The sequence below is a fragment of the Streptomyces sp. VTCC 41912 genome, assembly GCF_045799175.1.
Taxonomy (GTDB): Bacteria; Actinomycetota; Actinomycetes; order Streptomycetales; family Streptomycetaceae; genus Streptomyces; species Streptomyces albulus_C.
The window spans coordinates 1-17,674 of the sequence record NZ_JBJMAB010000048.1 but is presented as its reverse complement, the minus strand read 5'-3'; the positions used below and the strand labels follow the sequence as shown (position 1 = coordinate 17,674).

At 71.1% G+C, this 17,674-nt stretch carries 16 protein-coding genes; 6 read left to right on the top strand and 10 right to left on the bottom strand.

Going from position 1 to position 17,674, the window contains the following annotated elements; genetic code table 11:
• Nucleotides 1-6: 6 nt before the first annotated feature.
• From ACJ6WD_RS36855 to ACJ6WD_RS36840, 4 genes are read left to right on the top strand one after another with little or no spacing between them, the layout of a single operon-like run.
• Complete coding sequence (locus tag ACJ6WD_RS36855; protein WP_376444270.1) at nt 7-1,191, top strand: acyl-CoA dehydrogenase family protein; 1,185 nt, start codon at nt 7-9, stop codon at nt 1,189-1,191.
• Entirely contained in the window at nt 1,188-1,970 is a 783-nt protein-coding gene (locus ACJ6WD_RS36850) for an SDR family oxidoreductase (RefSeq protein WP_233661084.1), read from the top strand. Before ACJ6WD_RS36855 ends, ACJ6WD_RS36850 begins: the two co-directional genes overlap by 4 nt.
• Nucleotides 1,963-2,547, top strand: a complete 585-nt coding sequence (locus ACJ6WD_RS36845) for a TetR/AcrR family transcriptional regulator (RefSeq protein WP_233661085.1) — start codon at nt 1,963-1,965, stop codon at nt 2,545-2,547. The genes ACJ6WD_RS36850 and ACJ6WD_RS36845 overlap by 8 nt, the downstream gene beginning before the upstream one ends.
• Before the next feature lie 36 nt (nt 2,548-2,583).
• Nucleotides 2,584-3,741, top strand: a complete 1,158-nt coding sequence (locus ACJ6WD_RS36840; RefSeq protein WP_376444275.1) for an acetyl-CoA C-acetyltransferase — start codon at nt 2,584-2,586, stop codon at nt 3,739-3,741.
• A 147-nt stretch (nt 3,742-3,888) separates the two neighbouring features.
• Here ACJ6WD_RS36840 and ACJ6WD_RS36835 read toward each other — a convergent pair whose 3' ends face one another.
• From ACJ6WD_RS36835 to ACJ6WD_RS36790, 10 genes are all read right to left on the bottom strand, one after another.
• On the bottom strand, nt 3,889-4,689 hold the full coding sequence (locus tag ACJ6WD_RS36835) for a LuxR C-terminal-related transcriptional regulator (RefSeq protein WP_331247986.1): 801 nt from the start codon (nt 4,687-4,689) through the stop codon (nt 3,889-3,891).
• A 332-nt stretch (nt 4,690-5,021) separates the two neighbouring features.
• On the bottom strand, nt 5,022-5,951 hold the full coding sequence (locus ACJ6WD_RS36830) for a hypothetical protein (protein ID WP_407617416.1): 930 nt from the start codon (nt 5,949-5,951) through the stop codon (nt 5,022-5,024).
• Nucleotides 5,952-6,111: 160 nt separating this feature from the next.
• On the bottom strand, nt 6,112-7,359 hold the full coding sequence (locus ACJ6WD_RS36825) for an ATP-grasp domain-containing protein (protein WP_407617415.1): 1,248 nt from the start codon (nt 7,357-7,359) through the stop codon (nt 6,112-6,114).
• Between the two features lie 107 nt (nt 7,360-7,466).
• Nucleotides 7,467-8,894, bottom strand: coding sequence for a hypothetical protein (locus ACJ6WD_RS36820; protein WP_407617414.1), 1,428 nt, complete (start codon nt 8,892-8,894; stop codon nt 7,467-7,469).
• Nucleotides 8,895-9,128: 234 nt separating this feature from the next.
• On the bottom strand, nt 9,129-10,205 hold the full coding sequence (locus tag ACJ6WD_RS36815) for an aminotransferase class I/II-fold pyridoxal phosphate-dependent enzyme (protein ID WP_407617413.1): 1,077 nt from the start codon (nt 10,203-10,205) through the stop codon (nt 9,129-9,131).
• Nucleotides 10,206-11,264: 1,059 nt separating this feature from the next.
• Nucleotides 11,265-12,194: a tyrosine-protein phosphatase gene (locus ACJ6WD_RS36810; protein ID WP_331247991.1), complete on the bottom strand. Its 930-nt coding sequence runs from the start codon at nt 12,192-12,194 to the stop codon at nt 11,265-11,267.
• A gap of 78 nt (nt 12,195-12,272) precedes the next feature.
• Complete coding sequence (locus ACJ6WD_RS36805) at nt 12,273-13,370, bottom strand: NAD(P)H-dependent flavin oxidoreductase (protein ID WP_407617412.1); 1,098 nt, start codon at nt 13,368-13,370, stop codon at nt 12,273-12,275.
• Nucleotides 13,367-14,095 (bottom strand): CoA-transferase, encoded by a 729-nt coding sequence (locus ACJ6WD_RS36800; protein ID WP_331247993.1) that lies wholly within the window; start codon nt 14,093-14,095, stop codon nt 13,367-13,369. The genes ACJ6WD_RS36805 and ACJ6WD_RS36800 overlap by 4 nt, the downstream gene beginning before the upstream one ends.
• Nucleotides 14,092-14,931 (bottom strand): CoA transferase subunit A, encoded by an 840-nt coding sequence (locus tag ACJ6WD_RS36795; RefSeq protein ID WP_020930300.1) that lies wholly within the window; start codon nt 14,929-14,931, stop codon nt 14,092-14,094. Before ACJ6WD_RS36795 ends, ACJ6WD_RS36800 begins: the two co-directional genes overlap by 4 nt.
• On the bottom strand, nt 14,928-15,707 hold the full coding sequence (locus ACJ6WD_RS36790) for an enoyl-CoA hydratase family protein (protein ID WP_233662077.1): 780 nt from the start codon (nt 15,705-15,707) through the stop codon (nt 14,928-14,930). Before ACJ6WD_RS36790 ends, ACJ6WD_RS36795 begins: the two co-directional genes overlap by 4 nt.
• 80 nt (nt 15,708-15,787) lie before the next feature.
• Between ACJ6WD_RS36790 and ACJ6WD_RS36785 the strand changes: the two genes are divergently transcribed.
• Nucleotides 15,788-16,576, top strand: a complete 789-nt coding sequence (locus ACJ6WD_RS36785; RefSeq protein ID WP_407617411.1) for an SDR family oxidoreductase — start codon at nt 15,788-15,790, stop codon at nt 16,574-16,576.
• Nucleotide 16,577: 1 nt separating this feature from the next.
• Nucleotides 16,578-17,486 carry an SDR family oxidoreductase gene (locus ACJ6WD_RS36780; protein WP_233662079.1) on the top strand — a complete coding sequence of 303 codons (909 nt, stop codon included), beginning with the start codon at nt 16,578-16,580 and terminating at the stop codon, nt 17,484-17,486.
• The last annotated feature ends 188 nt before the right edge of the window (nt 17,487-17,674 follow it).

Here is a 17,674-nt window from a genome sequence, read left to right as displayed (position 1 = left end):
ACGGCCATGAGCAGCGTCGAGGCCCCCACCACCGTCGAGAGCTTCCGCACCGAGATCCGCAGTTGGCTGCGGGCCAACCTCACCGGGGAGTTCGCGGCCCTGCGCGGCCGCGGCGGCCCCGGCCGGGAACACGAGGCGTTCGCCGAACGCCTGGCCTGGGAACGGCACATGGCCGCCGCCGGCTGGACCTGCGTCGGCTGGCCCGTGGAGTACGGCGGCCGCGGGGCGACCCTGGAGCAACAGGTCGCCTTCCACGAGGAGTACGCACTGGCCGACGCGCCCGCGCGGGTCAACCACATCGGTGAACAACTCCTCGGCCCCACCCTGATCGCCTTCGGCACCGACGAGCAGCGGGCCCGCTTCCTCCCCGAGATCGCCGCCGTCCGGGAGCTGTGGTGCCAGGGGTACAGCGAGCCCGACGCCGGTTCGGACCTGGCGAACGTCCGGACCCGGGCCGCCTTCGACGAGGGGCGCGGCGACTGGGTCGTCGACGGCCAGAAGATCTGGACCTCACTCGCCCAGGATTCCCAGTGGTGCTTCGTCGTCGCCCGCACCGCACCGGGCTCCGTCCGCCACCGGGGGCTGTCCTACCTCCTCGTGCCGCTCGACCAGCCCGGCGTCGACGTCCGGCCGATCACCCAACTCACCGGCACCTCGGAGTTCAACGAGGTGTTCTTCGACGGGGCCCGCGCCCCGCACGTGGTCGGCGCGCCGGGCGACGGCTGGCGGGTCGCGATGGCCACCCTCGGCTTCGAGCGCGGAGTCTCCACGCTGGGACAACAGGTGGGCTTCCGAAGGGAGTTGGAGACTCTGATGGAGGTGGCCCGACGGAACGGCGCGGCCGGCGACCCGCTGATCCGCGACCGGCTGGCGCGCGCCTGGATCGGCCTGGAGACCATCCGCTGCAACGCACTGCGGATGCTGGAGGGCGTCGCCGCCGGCGCCCCCGGCCCCGAGGCGTCGATCGGGAAGATCTACTGGGCCACCTGGCACCGCGAGTTGGGCGAACTGGCCATGGACGTCTGCGGCGCGGGCGGCATGCTCGCCGCCGGCGAGCCGTACGACCTCGACGACTGGCAGCGGCTCTTCCTCTTCTCCCGCGCCGACACCCTCTACGCGGGCTCCAACGAAATCCAGCGGAACATCATCGCCGAGCGGGTGCTCGGCCTGCCGAAGGAGGCGAAGGCATGACGGCACCGTCCTACGTGCCCGGTCACGATCTGCTCAAGGGGCGGACGGCCGTGATCACCGCCGCGGCCGGCGCGGGGATCGGCGGCGCCACCGCGCGCCGGTTCCTGGAGGAGGGCGCCCGGATCGTCATCGGGGACGCGCACGCCCGCCGGCTGGCCGAGAGCGCCGACGCGCTGGCCGAGGAGTTCGGGGCCGACCGGGTCGCCGGACTGCCCTGCGACGTCACCGACGAGGCGCAGGTGGCGGCCCTGTACGCACTGGCCGAGGAGCGGCACGGCCGGCTCGACATCGTGGTCAACAACGCCGGACTCGGCGGCACCGCCGATCTCGTCGACATGACCGACGACCAGTGGACGAAGGTCCTCGACGTCACCCTCAACGGCACCTTCCGCTGCACCCGGGCCGCGCTGCGCCGGATGAAGGCCACCGGGGCCGGCGGCGTGATCGTCAACAACGCCTCCGTGATCGGCTGGCGCGCCCAGCGCGGCCAGGCGCACTACGCCGCCGCCAAGGCCGGGGTGATGGCGTTGACCCGCTGCGCCGCGGTGGAGGCCGCCGAGTACGGGGTGCGGGTCAACGCCGTCTCGCCCAGCCTGGCCATGCACCCGCACCTGGTGAAGGTGACCACCCCGGAACTGCTGGCCGAGCTGACCGCGAAGGAGGCGTTCGGCCGCTACGCCGAGCCGTGGGAGGTGGCCAACGTGATCGTCTTCCTGGCCGGTGACTACGCCTCGTACATGACCGGGGAGACCGTCTCGGTCAGCTCGCAGCATGCGTGAGGAGCGGCGCGGCGAACTCCTGGCGACCGCCGCCGAGGTGTTCGCCGCGCAGGGCTACAACGCCACCACCGTCCGCCAGATCGCGGACGCGGCCGGGATGCTCGCGGGCAGCCTCTACTACCACTTCGATTCCAAGGAAGCGATGGTGGACGAGATCCTCACCGCCTTCCTGGACGAGCTGTGGGCCGGCTACGACGCGGTGCTGGCCGCCGGCCTCGGCCCGCGGGAGACCATCGAGGCGCTGGTCACCGAGTCCTTCCGGGAGATCGACCGGCACCACGCGGCGGTCGCGATCTACCAGAAGGAGGCCCGGCACCTCGCCGACCGGCATCCGCGCTTCGGCTACCTCGCCGACGCCCGGCGCCGCCTGGCCCGGGCCTGGCTCGGCACGCTGGAGCGCGGGGTGGCCGACGGGGTCTTCCGCACCGATCTCGACATCCGGCTGACGTACCGGTTCGTCCGCGACACCGTCTGGGTCGCCGCCTCCTGGTACCGGCCGGGCGCACGGCACAGTCCCGAGGAGATCGCCCGCCAGTACCTCTCGATGGTGCTGGACGGCATCGCCTTGCGCGACTGACCGGCACATCCGCACAATCTGACCAAGGAGTTCACCATGTCCGAGGCGTACATCGTCGATGCCGTCCGCACCCCGGTGGGGAAGAAGGGCGGCGGACTGTCCGGCGTCCACCCGGCCGACCTCGGCGCGCACGTGCTGACCGCGCTGATGGGCCGCACCGGGATCGATCCGGCCGCGGTCGAGGACGTCGTCTTCGGCTGCCTGGACACCGTCGGGCCGCAGGCCGGGGACATCGCCCGCACCTGCTGGCTGGCCGCCGGGCTGCCGGAGGAGGTGCCCGGCGTCACCGTCGACCGGCAGTGCGGTTCCTCGCAGCAGGCCGTGCACTTCGCCGCGCAGGGAGTGCTCTCCGGCACCCAGGACCTGGTCGTGGCCGGCGGGGTGCAGAACATGTCGCAGATCCCGATCGCCTTCGCCAGCCGGCAGGCCGCCGAGCCGCTGGGCCTCACCCAGGGCCCGTACGCCGGTTCCGAAGGCTGGCGGGCCCGCTACGGGGACCAGCCCGTCAACCAGTTCCACGGCGCCGAGCTGATCGCCACCAAGTGGGACATCTCCCGGCTGGACATGGAGGAGTTCGCGCTCCGCTCGCACCAGCGGGCGGTCCGGGCCATCGACGAGGGCCGCTTCGACCGCGAACTCGTCGCGTACGGCGAGGTCACCACCGACGAGGGGCCGCGCCGCGCGACCTCGCTGGAGAAGATGGCGGGGTTGGCGCCGGTGGTCGAGGGCGGCCGGCTGACCGCCGCGGTCTCCTCCCAGGTGTCCGACGGGGCCGCGGCGATGCTGCTGGCCTCCGAGCGGGCGGTGGCCGAGCACGGGCTGACCCCGCGCGCCCGGATCCACCACCTCTCGGTCCGCGGCGAGGACCCGATCCGGATGCTGTCCGCGCCGATCCCGGCCACCGCGTACGCGCTGAAGAAGGCCGGGATGACGATCGACGACATCGACCTGGTCGAGATCAACGAGGCGTTCGCGCCGGTGGTGCTGGCCTGGCTCAAGGAGACCGGCGCCGATCCCGAGCGGGTCAACGTCAACGGCGGGGCCATCGCCCTCGGCCACCCGCTGGGGGCGACCGGCGTCCGGCTGATGACCACGCTGCTGAACGAACTGGAGCGCACCGGCGGCCGGTTCGGCCTCCAGACCATGTGCGAGGGCGGCGGCCAGGCCAACGTGACCATCATCGAACGTCTCTGAGAGCGGTCCGGCGTCCCCCGGCGATCTACGCCTGAGGCCGGATCTGATCGATGGCTTCGGGGGGCGCCTCGCGCTCGGCGATCGCCCTGCGCGCCCGCGAGCCGGACGTCGACCTGGTGGTGCGCTGGAGGGCGTCGGCGCCGTGTCTCATGCACCGATGTGCGCGGAGGGAGGAAGAATCCCCAGGGCTTGAGCGCGCAACACGGTGGCCATCCGGTCCCTGGTGTCGAGTTTGCGGTAGAGGTTCGCCACGTGCTTGTGAACCGTGCGTACCGATATGCCAAGGCGCCGGGCGATCGACCCGGCGGACAGCGCGTCCCCCAACAGCGTGAGCACCGTGATTTCCCTCGGCGTCAGATCGTAGGCGGCGGCGCACGCCTCCGGAGCGGGTTGCAGGTGATCTGTCGCAGATCGCCAACGGCGCAGCAGCTGTGCCTGCTTCTCGACGCCGATCAGCAGTGGCTGTACGCGCTGCGCGTAGCCGAGTTGTGCGCTGGTGAAGTCCGTGCCCGAGCGGTAAACCAGGCATCCGCGGATGACCGCTGCGCTGTCCGGAACGGGTATGCCCAAGACGTGCTGGGTGCCGAAAGCCCGTCGGGTGAGGCTGTGCAGCACACTGTTGCGCCACTCACGTGCACCGGCTGCCCGGGCGGCCGTCACAGGGGTTCGGTCGGCTGACCATTCGTAGTGGTCCCGGAAGGGGTAGCCGTTCATGATCAACTGCCGAGTCCGGGTGTCGACGGAAACCTCTCTGAGCCCGCTGTCCGGTTCCCAGAAGGGGACCTCGGCGGTGTGACCGCCCCATGCACGGGTTTTGCACACCCCGATCTCCCCACCCACGGAGCGCAGAAGCTCCCCGACGATCAACGGCCACAAGCGCTCGGGCTCTTGTTCACCCAGCGCGGCGATCGCCAAGTCCAGCATCCGTGCGACATCGTGCTCTGACACGCCCCCGGTCCCTCCGGTGCCCAGTGCCGTACAAAGGTCCGTACCATTATGGGTCGTTGGCAGGCCAGTCCGGGGTCAGGGAGGCGCGCAGCGTGACGTTTCCGGCCACACCGGATATTCACTCAGGCGGACACGGGGTGGCGAGGCTGGGGGGCCAGCGAGCTGGCCGGCGCCGCGGGGCTGTACACGGCCGGGTTCCTGAGGGGGAGATGGGGCCGTTGTGACGATTGGCCGGCGTCTCGGATCACAGCTCCGGGTTCGGGGACACGGCGCCGAAGACGCCCAGGCCAAAACGGGGTTCGCGCACCAGGGCCGTGTCCTCGACCGCGTCGTCAGCGCTGGCCGGGCGGGTGACGCGGCCCTCGGCGTTGCGTGACCACGATCCACAGCAGCCCGGCGAGAACCACGGCGATGCCGTAGAGAGTGCTCAAGGAGAGGTGCAAGCGGGTGTCGAACAGTTGGAGGAGGTAGGTGAGAAGGGAGTTGAGGTTGGTCATCGCCATCACCACGAAGGGAGCCACGTTGCGGATTCCGATCTGCAGCAAGAGGAGGACCCCGGAACCGATCACACAGAACGGCAGCAGGTACCCCGCACTGCCCATCAGAGCCGACCAGTTCGCGTCCACGCCGATGCTCAGCCCGGTGCAGCACGCGATGGTGAAGTAGAAACGATGCGCCAGCACTGCCGAGTTGCTCCAGCCCAACTGGGTGAGGCGCTTGGCGCACAGGGTCAAGAACACCATCGCTAGGCCGGAGACGAGCACCGCAGCGACACCGATGGCCGTGCCGCCGGTATCGGCGCTCCCGAGCGCGGAACGCCCAGTAAAGGACACCCACATCAGCAGACCGCTACCGACCAGGATGACGGCCCCACCGCACCACTCGGCGGGACCGGCGGTGAACCGCCGTGCCAGCAGGCCGGTGACCAGGATCGTCATCAAGGGGGCGGCTCCTGCCTGGAGCGCCGTGCCGACCGCGGGTTCCAGGTACTTCAGGCCGACGACCAGACAGACGTACGCTCCTGCCGACGCCACGTTCAGACCTATCGCGGCACGCCAGGTATCCCTGTTCAGCAGCGGCCGCCGGCCGCGGTTGACGACGCCGAAGACGAGTGCCGAGACGGTCACCATGCACAACGTGACGACGAAGGGATTCACCGCTTGCGCAACATGGCTGAACACCACGTTGGTGGAGGCGCCGAGCACCGATCCGAGGCCGAGAGAGGTCACCCCGAGCGGGTAGGTGCTGCGGTGCGTTGCCACGGTCACTCCCGAACCCCCCGCTTCGGCTGGTCGCGTTCCCGGGCGCAGGCGTTCAGGGGTGGTACGGGCGTGTCCTTGAGGGGGGTGGCAGAAGTCATGGCTCTCCATCCACTCAGTGGTTGAGCAACGCGACTCGGGCGGCCTGGCCGGCCTCGACGGATCAGCTGATGCGGTAGAAGTCGGGCCCGTCAAGGTGGCGCATCGTCGCGATGTCGCGCATGACCACGGACTCCACCTCGTGGAGGAGATAGAGGACGACGGGGAAAGTGAAATCGTTGACCGTGCGTTGGATCCTCTCGCCGGGGCGGACCAGTACCTTCAGCTCGTGCAGGCTCTCCAGGCCCTCGATGAGCGCGAGGTCACGGTAGGTCCGTAGGCGTCCGCCCGCCGGACTGACCATGCCGACACACGCGGCGTACCGCCTCACCTCGTAGTCCTGGTCGCAGGTCGCGAGGAAACGCTCTGGCCGTGTGTAGGCGTCCACGGTCGATTCCAACTGGCCTTCTCCCAGGGCGAGTCGTGCGAGATGTGGGAGATCACCGCCGCACAACCGTGCCCCGGTCTCGATCAGGGCCGGACCGTCCGGCGTGTACTTGACCTCGGTGTGCGCCGGCCCGTTCCTGATGCCCAGAGCATCGAGCGTGCGCAGGGTGTACCTCACCAACTCGTCCTGCACCGCTCCAGCCCTCGGCAACAGGTGCGCACCTTCCAGTAGATCGAGTACCCCGTTGGCGGTGAGGTGCGTGGTGCGCCAGATGTCGCAGACGCGGTGCCGTCCGTCCCGGCTCACGGTGTTGACGTAGTACTCGTCGCCCGGCAGGTATTCCTGTGCCACCACGGCGTCGTTCTGCGTGGCCAGCGCGCTCTTCGTGCCGAGGACGGACTTCAGCGCGGTCACCGATTCCTCGGGCGTCTCGCAGAAGGACACCCCATCGCTTCCCGCGCTGCGCAGGGGTTTGACCACGATGCGGCCACCGGTCTCGGAGTGCCAGGACGCCAATGCGGCGGGGTCGGCGGTCCGGATCTGTGCCGCGGTCCGCAGTCCCGCAGCACGGACCGTCTCGATCATCCGGTATTTGTCCCGGCGCGCCGCGCTCAGTGCTGTGCCGTTGGATCGCAGACCCAACCGTTCACCGAGCGTGTCCGCGAGTTCCACGCCGGTCTCGATCCCCGCGATCACCTGGGCCGGCCGCAGCAGGGCGACAGCATCGAGCGTCTCCTGAAGGTCGCCGCGGTGCACATGGTTCGTCACGAAATCGGGCGCGTCGAATGAGCCCGCGTACAGGTTCGGGATCTCCGGTGTGCTCTGGACGTGCACGCATTCGTATCCCTGGGCGATGAACAGCGGCGCCAGCCGTCTGGCCGAGGAATACGCGTCCACGATGGCGATGCGCTTCGGAATTGCCATGAGGGCTCCCCTGAGAGGTGGTGGAGTGACGTCTTGGCGTGCTGAGTTGGGACCGGGCGGCATCGTGGCGCCGGCGTTCCGGGGGCGGGCTGGCGTACCCGGTGGGATCAGGTCAGCCTGACGACCCTTCGGGCCTCTCGTACGCCGGTGAAGCCGTCGGCGATGAGCTGGTAGAAGCCGGCGAACAGGGCATGGGTGAGCTGCTGGTCATGAAGGAAGGACAGTCGCCGGCCCACCTCCGGAGACACCTCTTGGCCGGCGGCCAGCTTGATGAAACCCTGGGTGAGGTGCCGGGGGGTGAGCTGACTGCCCGCGTGTGCGTCTTCGAACAACCAGTCCCGACTGGGCTCGTCGGTGATGCGTGGATTGCGGCGACGCCGGATCGCAATGCGGTAGTCCTCGCCGACCACGTCGTTCTTGCTCATCACGACGTGCTGCAGGCTGCCTTGGTTGATGTCCATCACGAACTGCGACATCCGGCCTTTCTCCCGGAACGGCACCAGGCCGGCGCGGTCGATCTCACTCATTCCGCTCGTGCGGTGCGAGTAGGTGTTGTTGAAGCAGGAGTAGGTGATCAGCCCGAGTTTCCGCTGGTCTTCGTCGAGCAGTTCGGCGTGGAAGACGAAGTCCACTTCGGCGCGGAGCACCTGGTACGGCAGTTCGCCTCGAACGTCCCCGTCGGGGCCTTCCCCCAGGATGCGCCCGAGAGCGCCGGCTTCGGCGGTCTGCAGATAGTCGCCGAGCCGTCGCAGGTAGGGGTTGGTGAGGACCAACTGCGTCGCCTGCCCAAGGGCGAGCGATAAGTACCAGGCGATCACGTCGATGAAGTGGTAACTGGAGAAAGCCAGTGAACCGACGCCGGAACGGTATCCGTGCGCGTCGCCGAGTCCGTATTCGGCGGGAAGCCGGTACATGCCCGCGTTCTTCACCAGATTGATGCTGGTCAATCCCTGCTTGTGACTGTCGTAGACGTCGCTTATCTCCTGTGCCGCCGTCAGGTAGGCGTCGTTGGCCCGGCGGCGCAGCGGCACCACGAGGTGACACGGACGCTTCTCCTGCTGCCGTGCGAGATTCCGTAGGAGGGCGTCGAAATCGTGCTGGATGCTCAAGGCCGCAGCCGGGTCGAACGACGCGTTCGCGGCGCACACCACGGGCTTGTCGCACAACGTGTGCACACCCCGATCGACCGCCCACTGGAGGTACACCACGTGATGGACGGGGTCGCACGCGATGACCAGCGCGTCGAACGGCTCCTCGGAGTGCAGATCGTCAAGGGCTCGGTGCAGGGCGTCGGCCGACAGCCCCGCGGGGTCCAGCCACTTCGGCCGGTCGCCCCGCAGGAGTTCCGCCAGCGGGGCCATACCCAGTTCGGTGAGGTTCTCGCGATACGGATCACGATGGTCGCAGATCGCGCCGACCCGGACGGGGAAGCGTTGGGCTTTCAACTCCAGCAGGGCCGGGACGTGGTTCTCCTTGGCCGCCCAGTGCCCGCAGCCTCCGACCAGGAGGACATTGACTGTGTTGGGCCGGTTCATCGGGCCTCACCCGGGGTCCGTCGGTGGTCCTTCGGGTGAGCGGGCGCGCAGGTGGCACCTGCGCATGCGGATCGGATGGGACGCACGGTGCATTCCTCAACTCTTGGTGGTTTCAGTGGTGGTGTGTCGTGCGGGCGGCGCCTTCCGTGACGGCTGCACGGCGTGCCGTCGCGCCCATCGGCGGGGCACCGGGCCCGGTGGGCCGTTCCCGCGCCGTGCTGCGGCGCGGTCGGGTCACGGGGCATGGACGGGTGGCGGGGCGAGGGGAGCCTCGACCAGTACGCGACGCAGTACGGGCAAGAAGCGTTCTGTGGTCCCGGCGTCGGCGATCGTGAAACGTACGCATCCGGTGAGGCCCGGCACGTCAGACAGATCGCAGACGGAGTACCCGGCGTCGGCGAGCTTGGCCGCGCAGGCCGCTGCCCGTTGGGTACGGCCGAGGGAAACGGTGATGAAGTTGCCGCCGGACGGCAGCGGTGCATGCCCCAGCCCGTGCAGCATCTCGGCGGCCCGTGTTCGCATCTGTCGGATCTCGTTCCACACGTCCTGGAACATCTGGTGGTGCTCGACCGCGACTCGGGCCGCCAGCAGGGAGGTGCTGGACACGGCGTGTTCCAGCGGCCCTGCGGCCAGACCTCCGATGAGTTCGGGGGCGCCGATCAGTACGGCGATCCTGGAACCCGCCAGCGCATGCGACTTGGACAGGGACTGGACGACCAGCACTCGGTCGCCCGCCCGCGCGGCCTGTTCGGTGAGCGGGCCGTGGAATGCCTGATAACAGCTGTCCACAACGAGAATGTGCCGGCGTTCCTGGGCCAATGCGCAGAGTTCGGTCAGCGCGGCCGGTGTCAGGGCACCGCCCGCCGGGCCGTTGGGCACGCTGACGGCGATCAGGGCGTTCGCCGTCGTGCGCGCTGCATGCAGCAGTCGGCGCTGCTGCCCGGCCAAGTCGCCGTCGTCCAGGGTGGCCCGGTGCAGGGTGAGGCCGAGTAATCGGGCGGTGTGTTCCCACGCCGGGTAGTTGGGGTCCTGCAAGAGGACGGTGCCGCTGCCCTGGGTGCTGCGCCTGTAGTACTCGCACACCAGACGGATGGCGGCGTCCGAGCCCGGCGTCAGCACCAAGTGGTCGGTATCGGTGCCGAAGTACGCGGCCAGCAGAGCGGCGGACTCCGCCGTCGCCGGGTAGTGACGCAGCATCTGCGGCGAGAGCGCCCTGCCCACCGCCCGCAGCACTTCGTCCGTCCGTGGGTGGATCAACTCGTTCTTGCTCAGGTCGATCCCGTTGCGCTGAGTCTGTCGCCGTATCGGCATGAGATGACGTAAGTCGACGGTCATGTCGTCGCTCTCCCCCGTCTTCCTGGGGCAGGCGGGGTGCGGTGCGCCCCGACCCCTGCCCTGGGTGCCCACGGTGTGTGGTGTGAAGCTGTCTTTCCTGTGCCTCGTGCCCTGCGGAGGGCCGAAGCGGCGCGCTTGCGCGTCCCGGTGTCTGTGGCCGTCCGGACCGGTGGGCGTCGGGTGGCGGCGGTTGCGGCTGCCCTCCGTCACGACCACAGTCGCGGTCTCGGGCCGGGGGCGTTCCTGACCTTGGCGGGCTCAGGACGGCGAGACGACGGGCGCGGTGACCACCGCGATGCCGGGCGGGTGTGCCCGCGAGCACCGCGGCAGCACCCGACTTGCCTCTCACGTTTCGTCCCCCCGTGCCGGTCGTGCGGCGCGGCGAGCCGGGACAACCCTCCCCAGCCGCACGCCGACCCGAACGCCACCACACTGCTGCGTGCCGCGGACTCGCCGGTATGGGCACATATGCCACTTGACGCCGGAGGGCGGGTGTGGATGGACGGGGCACCGGGCGGTCCGGACCTCGTCGACTGGCGGTGCGGTCCCTCGCCGCAGGCCGTGGCGTGCCCCCCCCCCGCCGGCAGCAGCGCGGTCATCCCCGGTCAGCCAAGTCGGTCCTCGCACGCGCCGGGGCCCGGGCGGTGCCGCCCCCTCCCGCGCTTGCTGCCGCTGATCGCGAAAGGAACAGCGCGTCGGGTGGTAGGCGAAGCCAGCGCACTTCTGGCGGGCGACCCGGGTGTTCAGGAGGCGGCTCGCGTCTGGGGGATCGATTCCCCACCCGTTGGTGGTCCGGCGGCGGCGCGGTCCGGTGTCGGAGTGCCTCGCGCGGCTCGCCTGCCGCCTCGCCGACCGGGCGTGTCGGCAGGAGCGGTGCGGCTGGTCATGGGGCCGCCCGGGCACCCCGTCCCGGACGGGGCGCAGGCCGTCCGGGCTCTGGTTGTCCGGGCGGCGGCCAGGCCAACGTGACCATCATCGAACGTTTCTGACGGTACGTCACCTCACCGCCGCCGGGCGGGTGGTGCGCGGTCCGGGTCAGCGCAGCAGCAGTGCGCGGATCCGGGCCGTCGTCTTGGCGTCCACGCCCAGGCCGGTGGCCAGGTAGCGCGGGATGCTTCCGTAGTCGCGGTGCAGTCGGTCGAGTCCGGACGACAGGTACGCGGTGCGCACCTCCTGGAGCGGGATCAGCAGGTCCGGGTCCTGCATCATCCCGGCCTGCTTGAGCTGTGCGCGCACCGCGGCGTCGGCCTCGCGGCGCAGGGTGTTGGAGAGCAGGTAGTCCTCCAGTGCGGTGGCGTGCGGGACGCCGAGCAGACGCAGCACGAGGTAGCTCAGCCAGCCGGTGCGGTCCTTGCCCGAGGTGCAGTGGAAGAGCAGTGGCACCCGGTCCCCGTCGGCGATCCGGGCGAACATGGAGCCGAACGCGGCGCGGTTGGCGGCGTTGGTGACGAATGTCGGGTACATGTCACTCATGAGGGCCGCCGCCTTGCCGTCGCCCAGCAGGCGCTGCTGCGCGACCGGGTCCTTGGTGGCGATGGCCGCCTGCATGGCCGCGAACAGCCCCGTGTCGTCGATCGGCAGCGACGTGACGGTCAGCCCGGAGGGCAGCCGGTCCGCGCCGTCGAACGAGACCTCCGAGGGCACCCGCATGTCGAGGGCCGTGTGCAGCCCGAGGCGGCCGACCGCCGCGACGTCCTCGGGGGTCAGCTTGGCGAGCGAGTCGGAGCGGAACAGGCGGCCGTACCGCAGCTGCCTGCCGTCCTCGGTCCGGTAGCCGCCCAGATCACGGCAGTTGACCGCGCCGTGCAGCGGGACCCGGCGGTCGGGCGGCGGTGGGGTGCTCCGCCGGTTGCGCGGGGCGGTGGCGGCGTCGGCGGAGGTCTCGCAGCCGGTGGCTACGAGCCCGCCGAGGGCCAGCGCCGAGCCGAAGAGCAGGGTGGTGACGCGTCGTCGGGAGGGGTACACGCGGCAGCTCCTGAGGGGGAGGGGAGGGGCGCCCGGGGGTGCGGACCGGTGCCGGTCCGCACCCCCGGGCGGTGGGGGTCAGCGGGGCAGGCCCGCCAGTGACCGGTGCGCCTCGGTCATGATCCGGTCGACCAGTTCGGCGCACGACGGAAGGTCCTCGATCACCCCGGCCACCTGGCCGGAGGCCATCACGCCGAGGTCGGTGCGGCCGTCCACCATCGACGCCTTGAGCAGCATCGGGGTGTTGGCCGCCAGCAGGATCTGACTCCAGGTCAGGTCCTTGCCGTGTTTCATCGCCAGCCCGTCGCGGACCATCTGGGCCCAACTCAGGCCGGACAGCTTGCGGAACGACGCGGCGTGCCGCACCGCGCGCAGCAGCGCCCTGGTGCGCCCGGACCGCTCCAGCGCCTCGACCAGTTCGCTGCGCAGCATCCGGTGCGGGAGCCCGTCGACCTTCGTGGTGACGGTGACGTCCTTGACGGCGGCCTCCAGGTAGCGCGCCTGGACGGCCGGCGGCACGGTGCTGTCCGAGGTCAGCAGGAAGCGGGTGCCCATGGCGATCCCGGCCGCCCCGTAGGCGAGCGCGGCGACCAGGCCCCGGCCGTCGAAGAAGCCACCGGCGGCGATCACCGGGATGTCCACCGCGTCCACGACCTGGGGGAGCAGCACGGTGGTGGCGACGTTCCCGGTGTGGCCGCCGCCCTCGCCGCCCTGGACGACGACCGCGTCGGCGCCCCAGGCCGCGACCTTCTCGGCGTGCCGCCGGGCGCCGATGGAGGGGATGACGACGACCCCGGCGTCCTTGAGCCGGGCGATCAGCTCGCGCGAGGGCGCCAGCGCGAACGAGGCGACCCGGACGCCCTCGTCGACGATGATCCGCACGCGCTCGGCGGCATCGCCGGCGTCCGCCCGCAGATTGACCCCGAACGGCTGGTCGGTGCGGGACCGGACCTCGCGGACCGCGGACCGCAGCTGGTCCGGGCTCATGGTGGCGGAGGCCAGGATGCCCAGTGCGCCGGCGTTGGCGGCGGCGGACACCAGGCGCGGGCCGGCCACCCAGCCCATCCCGGTCTGCACGATCGGGTGCCGCACGCCGACCAGTTTGGTCAGCCGCGTGGCGAGGGCCGGGGCCTCCCCGGTGGCGGAGCCGGCGGCCGGGGCACGGTCGGTGCTCACGCCGGCACCTCGCGGTCGCGCAGCCCCTTCGGATCGATCACCTCGCGGATCAGCCGCAGCTCCTCGGCGGTGGGCTCGCGGGTGTACGGGACCTCGTCGGCCCGCCCCAGCGGGAAGCCGGTGGCCTCCTGCACCTCCTCGACGGTGACGCCCGGATGCAGCGAGACCAGCCGCATCGAGTGGTCCGCGGTGGCGAAGTCGAAGACGCCCAGGTTGCTGACCACCCGCGGGATGCGGTGGTAGCGGGTGGCGGACGGCCCGGCCGCGGCCGCCCTGTCGTAGCCGACCCCGCAGACCATGTCGACCTTCTCGACGAAGACCCGCCGGGAGTGCTTGGGAACCCAGTAACTCGTCGGGTTGTTCAGGGTGTTGACGGGTGCGCCGCGGACACCGAGGAGCTGCCGGTCGGGCCGCTCCCAGTCACCGATGCAGGAGATGTTCTGGTTGCCGAACCGGTCGAGTTGACTGGCGCCCATCATCACGTGCCGCTTGCCGCCGGTGACCATGGCCAGGTGCTGGCGGTAGGGCAACCAACCCTCGGCCCGCCCGTCCAGGCCGACCAGCAGCGCCTCACCGTCGGTCAGCAGCAGGTCGGGGGAGAAGGTGCGCTTGGCGAGCCGGGCGCCGATCGAGGGGACGGCGCCCATCGGGCTGGCGAGCACCTCGCCGTCGTCGCGCCAGGCGTCGGCGCAGGCGAGCACGCAGTATTCGGCGCGGCTGGTCATCGGGTCTCCTCGTGCCAGGTCTGGACGGCCGCCTGGTAGTCCTTCTCGTCCCCGTGCAGGAACCGGGCGGCGAACTCCGGCCAGGGGGTGGTCGCGTAGAGCTTCTGGAAGGCCTCGTCGCGGTCGTAGTCCGGGACGCAGGAGGTGAAGTGCGCGCCGTGCGGGGTCGCCACGACGCCGGTGACCGCGTGCCGCTTGACCAGCAGGGTCTGCGGCGCGGCCGCCCCGAAGTCGTCCACCAACTCCTCGCACGAGACGTAGGCGCTGTCCGCCGCCTCGCAGAACAGGTCGTCGAAGTACGGGTCGGGGCCCAGGTACTGGCCGTTGCCGAGCCGGTCGGCCCGGTTGAGGTGCACCAGCGCGGCGTCCAGCCGCAGTGCCGGCATCGCCACGAAGGTCTCGCCGTCCTCATACGGCGAGGTGACCGTCTTCAGGTCGGGGTTGACCCGCATCACGTCCGAGCCCAGACCGGCCCGGATGGGGAGGAAGGGCAGCCGGTTGGCGGCCGCCCGCAGCCCCCACATGAACATCGCCTCGTCGATCTCGCTCAGCTCGAAGCCGCCGGCCTGCCGGGCCGCGCGGAAGTGCGGCTCCAACGGGATCGAGTCCAGCGTGGCGAACGCGGTGACCAGCTTGCGGATCTTCCCGGCGGCGGCCAGCAGCCCCACGTCCGGTCCGCCGTAGGAGACCACGGTCAGATCGGTGACGTCGGACCGCAGCAGCGCCCGGACCAGCGCCATCGGCTTGCGGCGGGAGCCCCAGCCGCCGATGCCCAGGGTCATCCCGCTGTGCAGTCGCGCCACGACGTCCTCGGGGGTCATGGTCTTGTCGGTCACGATCGGTCCTCCTCGTCCTTGTGGGGCCCGTCGGCGCCGAAGGTGTCGCGGACCCGGTCCGCGACCCCGCTGAGGTTGGCCTCGAAGGTGAAGCCCTGCTCGAAGCGGTAGCTACGGCGTACGTCGACCGGGTCGATGCCGTTGATGGCGGCCTTGGCGAGCCGGATGAGGAAGCCGTCCTTGCGGGCGATCTCCCGGGCCAACTCCATTGCCGCGTCGGTCAGTTCCTCGCGCGGCACGACTTTCCAGACGGAGCCGTGCGCGTGCAGTTCGTGGGCGGTGGCGGTCCGCGAGGTGTAGTACAGCGCCCGCATCAGGTGCTGGGGGACCAGGCGGGCCAGGTGGGTGGCGGCGCCCAGGGCGCCGCGGTCCAGCTCGGGCAGGCCGAAGGTGGCGTCGTGGCTCGCCACGATCGCGTCGGCGTTGCCCACCAGGCCGATGCCGCCGCCCAGGCAGAAGCCGTGCACGGCGGCGACCACCGGCACTTCGCACTCGTAGACCGCGGCGAACGCCTCGGCGCAGCCGCGGTTGGCGCCGATCAGCGCCCCGTGGCCGCCGGACGCGGTGTCGCGCTGCATCTCCTTGATGTCGACGCCGGCGTTGAACCCGCGCCCCGCGGCGGTGAGCACCACGCACCGGACGTCCGGATCGCGGCCGGCGGCCCGTACGGCGTCGGCGAGGTCGTACCAGCCCTGTACGGGCAGTGCGTTGACCGGGGGGAAGTCCACGGTGACGACCGCGACGCCCTGGTCGGGTGCGGAGGTGGAGACACCCATGAGCAGATCAGCTACCTTTCCACCAAGCGTTTGTTAGGTAGCGAAGTTAGCAGCGGATCGCCCGCCGCGGGAGGTACCAGTTGTCCCTGAACCTCGATCTGACCGGACGGGTCGCCGTCGTCACCGGCGGTACCCGGGGCGTCGGCGCCGGCATCGCCCGGTCCTTCCTCCGGGCCGGCGCCACGGTCGTGGTGTGCGCCCGGCGGCCCCCGGACGCCCCCGTCACCGCCGACGGCCGCGCCGCCCGCTTCCACGCCGTGGACCTGCGGGAACCCGCCGCCGTCCAGGACTTCTTCCAGGGCGTCGCGGCCGCCCACGGGCGGCTGGACTGCCTGGTCAACAACGCCGGTGGCAGCCCCTACCGGCTGCTCGACGGCACCACCGCCGAACGCCACGCCCGCGTCGTGGAACTCAACCTCATCGCCCCGCTCACCGCCGCGCTCGCCGCCTACGAAGTGATGCGCGACCAGCCCGACGGCGGCTCGGTGATCATGATCGGCAGCGTCAGCGGCACCCGCCCCTCACCCGGCACCGCCGCCTACGGCGCCGCCAAAGCGGGACTGGACAACCTCGCCCGCTCGATGGCCGTCGAATGGGCGCCGCACGTCCGCGTCAACACCCTCGTCCTCGGCATGGTGCGCACCGAACTCTCCGCCCTGCACTACGGGGACGAGACCGGCATCGCCGCCGTCGGCGCGACCGTGCCGCTCGGCCGGCTCGCCGAGCCCACCGAGATCGGCGACGCCTGCGTCTTCCTCGCCTCCGACCGCGCCGGCTACGTCAGCGGCGCCAGCCTGCACCTCCACGGCGGCGGGGAACGCCCCGCCTTCCTCGACGCCGCCACCGTCAACCACTCCAAGGAGTCATGAGATGACCGGAATCTGCACCGGACGCGTCGCCGCCGTCACCGGCGCCGGCCGGGGCCTCGGCCGCGCCCACGCCCTCGCCCTCGCCGCGGAAGGAGCCGCCGTCGTCGTCAACGACCTCGGAGTGACCGCCGACGGCGCCGGCGCCTCCGGCGGCCCCGCCCAACAGGTCGTCGAGGAGATCCGCGCCCACGGCGGCCAGGCCGTCGCGCACACCGGCGACATCACCACCGACGACGGCGCCCGCTCCCTCGTCACCACCGCCCTCGACACCTTCGGCCGCCTGGACGCCCTGGTGAACAACGCCGGCTTCCTGCGGGACCGCATGCTCGTCAACCTCGCCGAGGACGACTGGGACGCCGTCATGCGGGTCCACCTCAAAGGTCACTTCCTGCCCCTCAAGCACGCCGCCGCGCACTGGCGGACCGAGGCCAAAGCCGGCCGGACGCCCGACGCCCGGGTCATCAACACCAGCTCCGGCGCCGGCCTGCTGGGCAGCGTCGGCCAGGGCAACTACTCCGCCGCCAAGGCCGGCATCCTCGGCCTGACCCTCGTCGCCGCCGCCGAACTCGGCCGCTACGGCATCCAAGTCAACGCCCTCGCCCCCGCCGCCCGCACCCGCATGACCGAACAGACCTTCGCCGACACCATGGCCGCCCCCACCGACGGCGACTTCGACGCCATGGCCCCCGAAAACGTCTCCCCCCTGGTCGTCTGGCTCGCCTCCGCCGACAGCGCCGGCGTCACCGGCCGCGTCTTCGAAGCCGAGGGCGGCCGCATCACCGTCATGGAAGGCTGGCGCCCCGGCCCCACCGCCGACAAGGGAGCCCGCTGGACCCCGTCCGAGGCCGGCGAAACCACCCGCAAACTCCTCACGGAATCGGAGCCGGCGCGGCCGGTATACGGAGCGTGATTGCTGGCGCTGGGCCGGTTCCCACGTTGTCGGCTTTGCCGCCGTGGGGGTTGCTGTTTGCGCCTGGCGGCGCGGGCGTTGTCGGTTGTCCCGCCGTGGGGCGTCTCGCCGTTGCGCCTGCGGCGCGTTGCCGCTGCGCGGGGCTGTTGGGTGGCGGTGACGGGCCTGCGGGGGTGGTGTGCAGGACT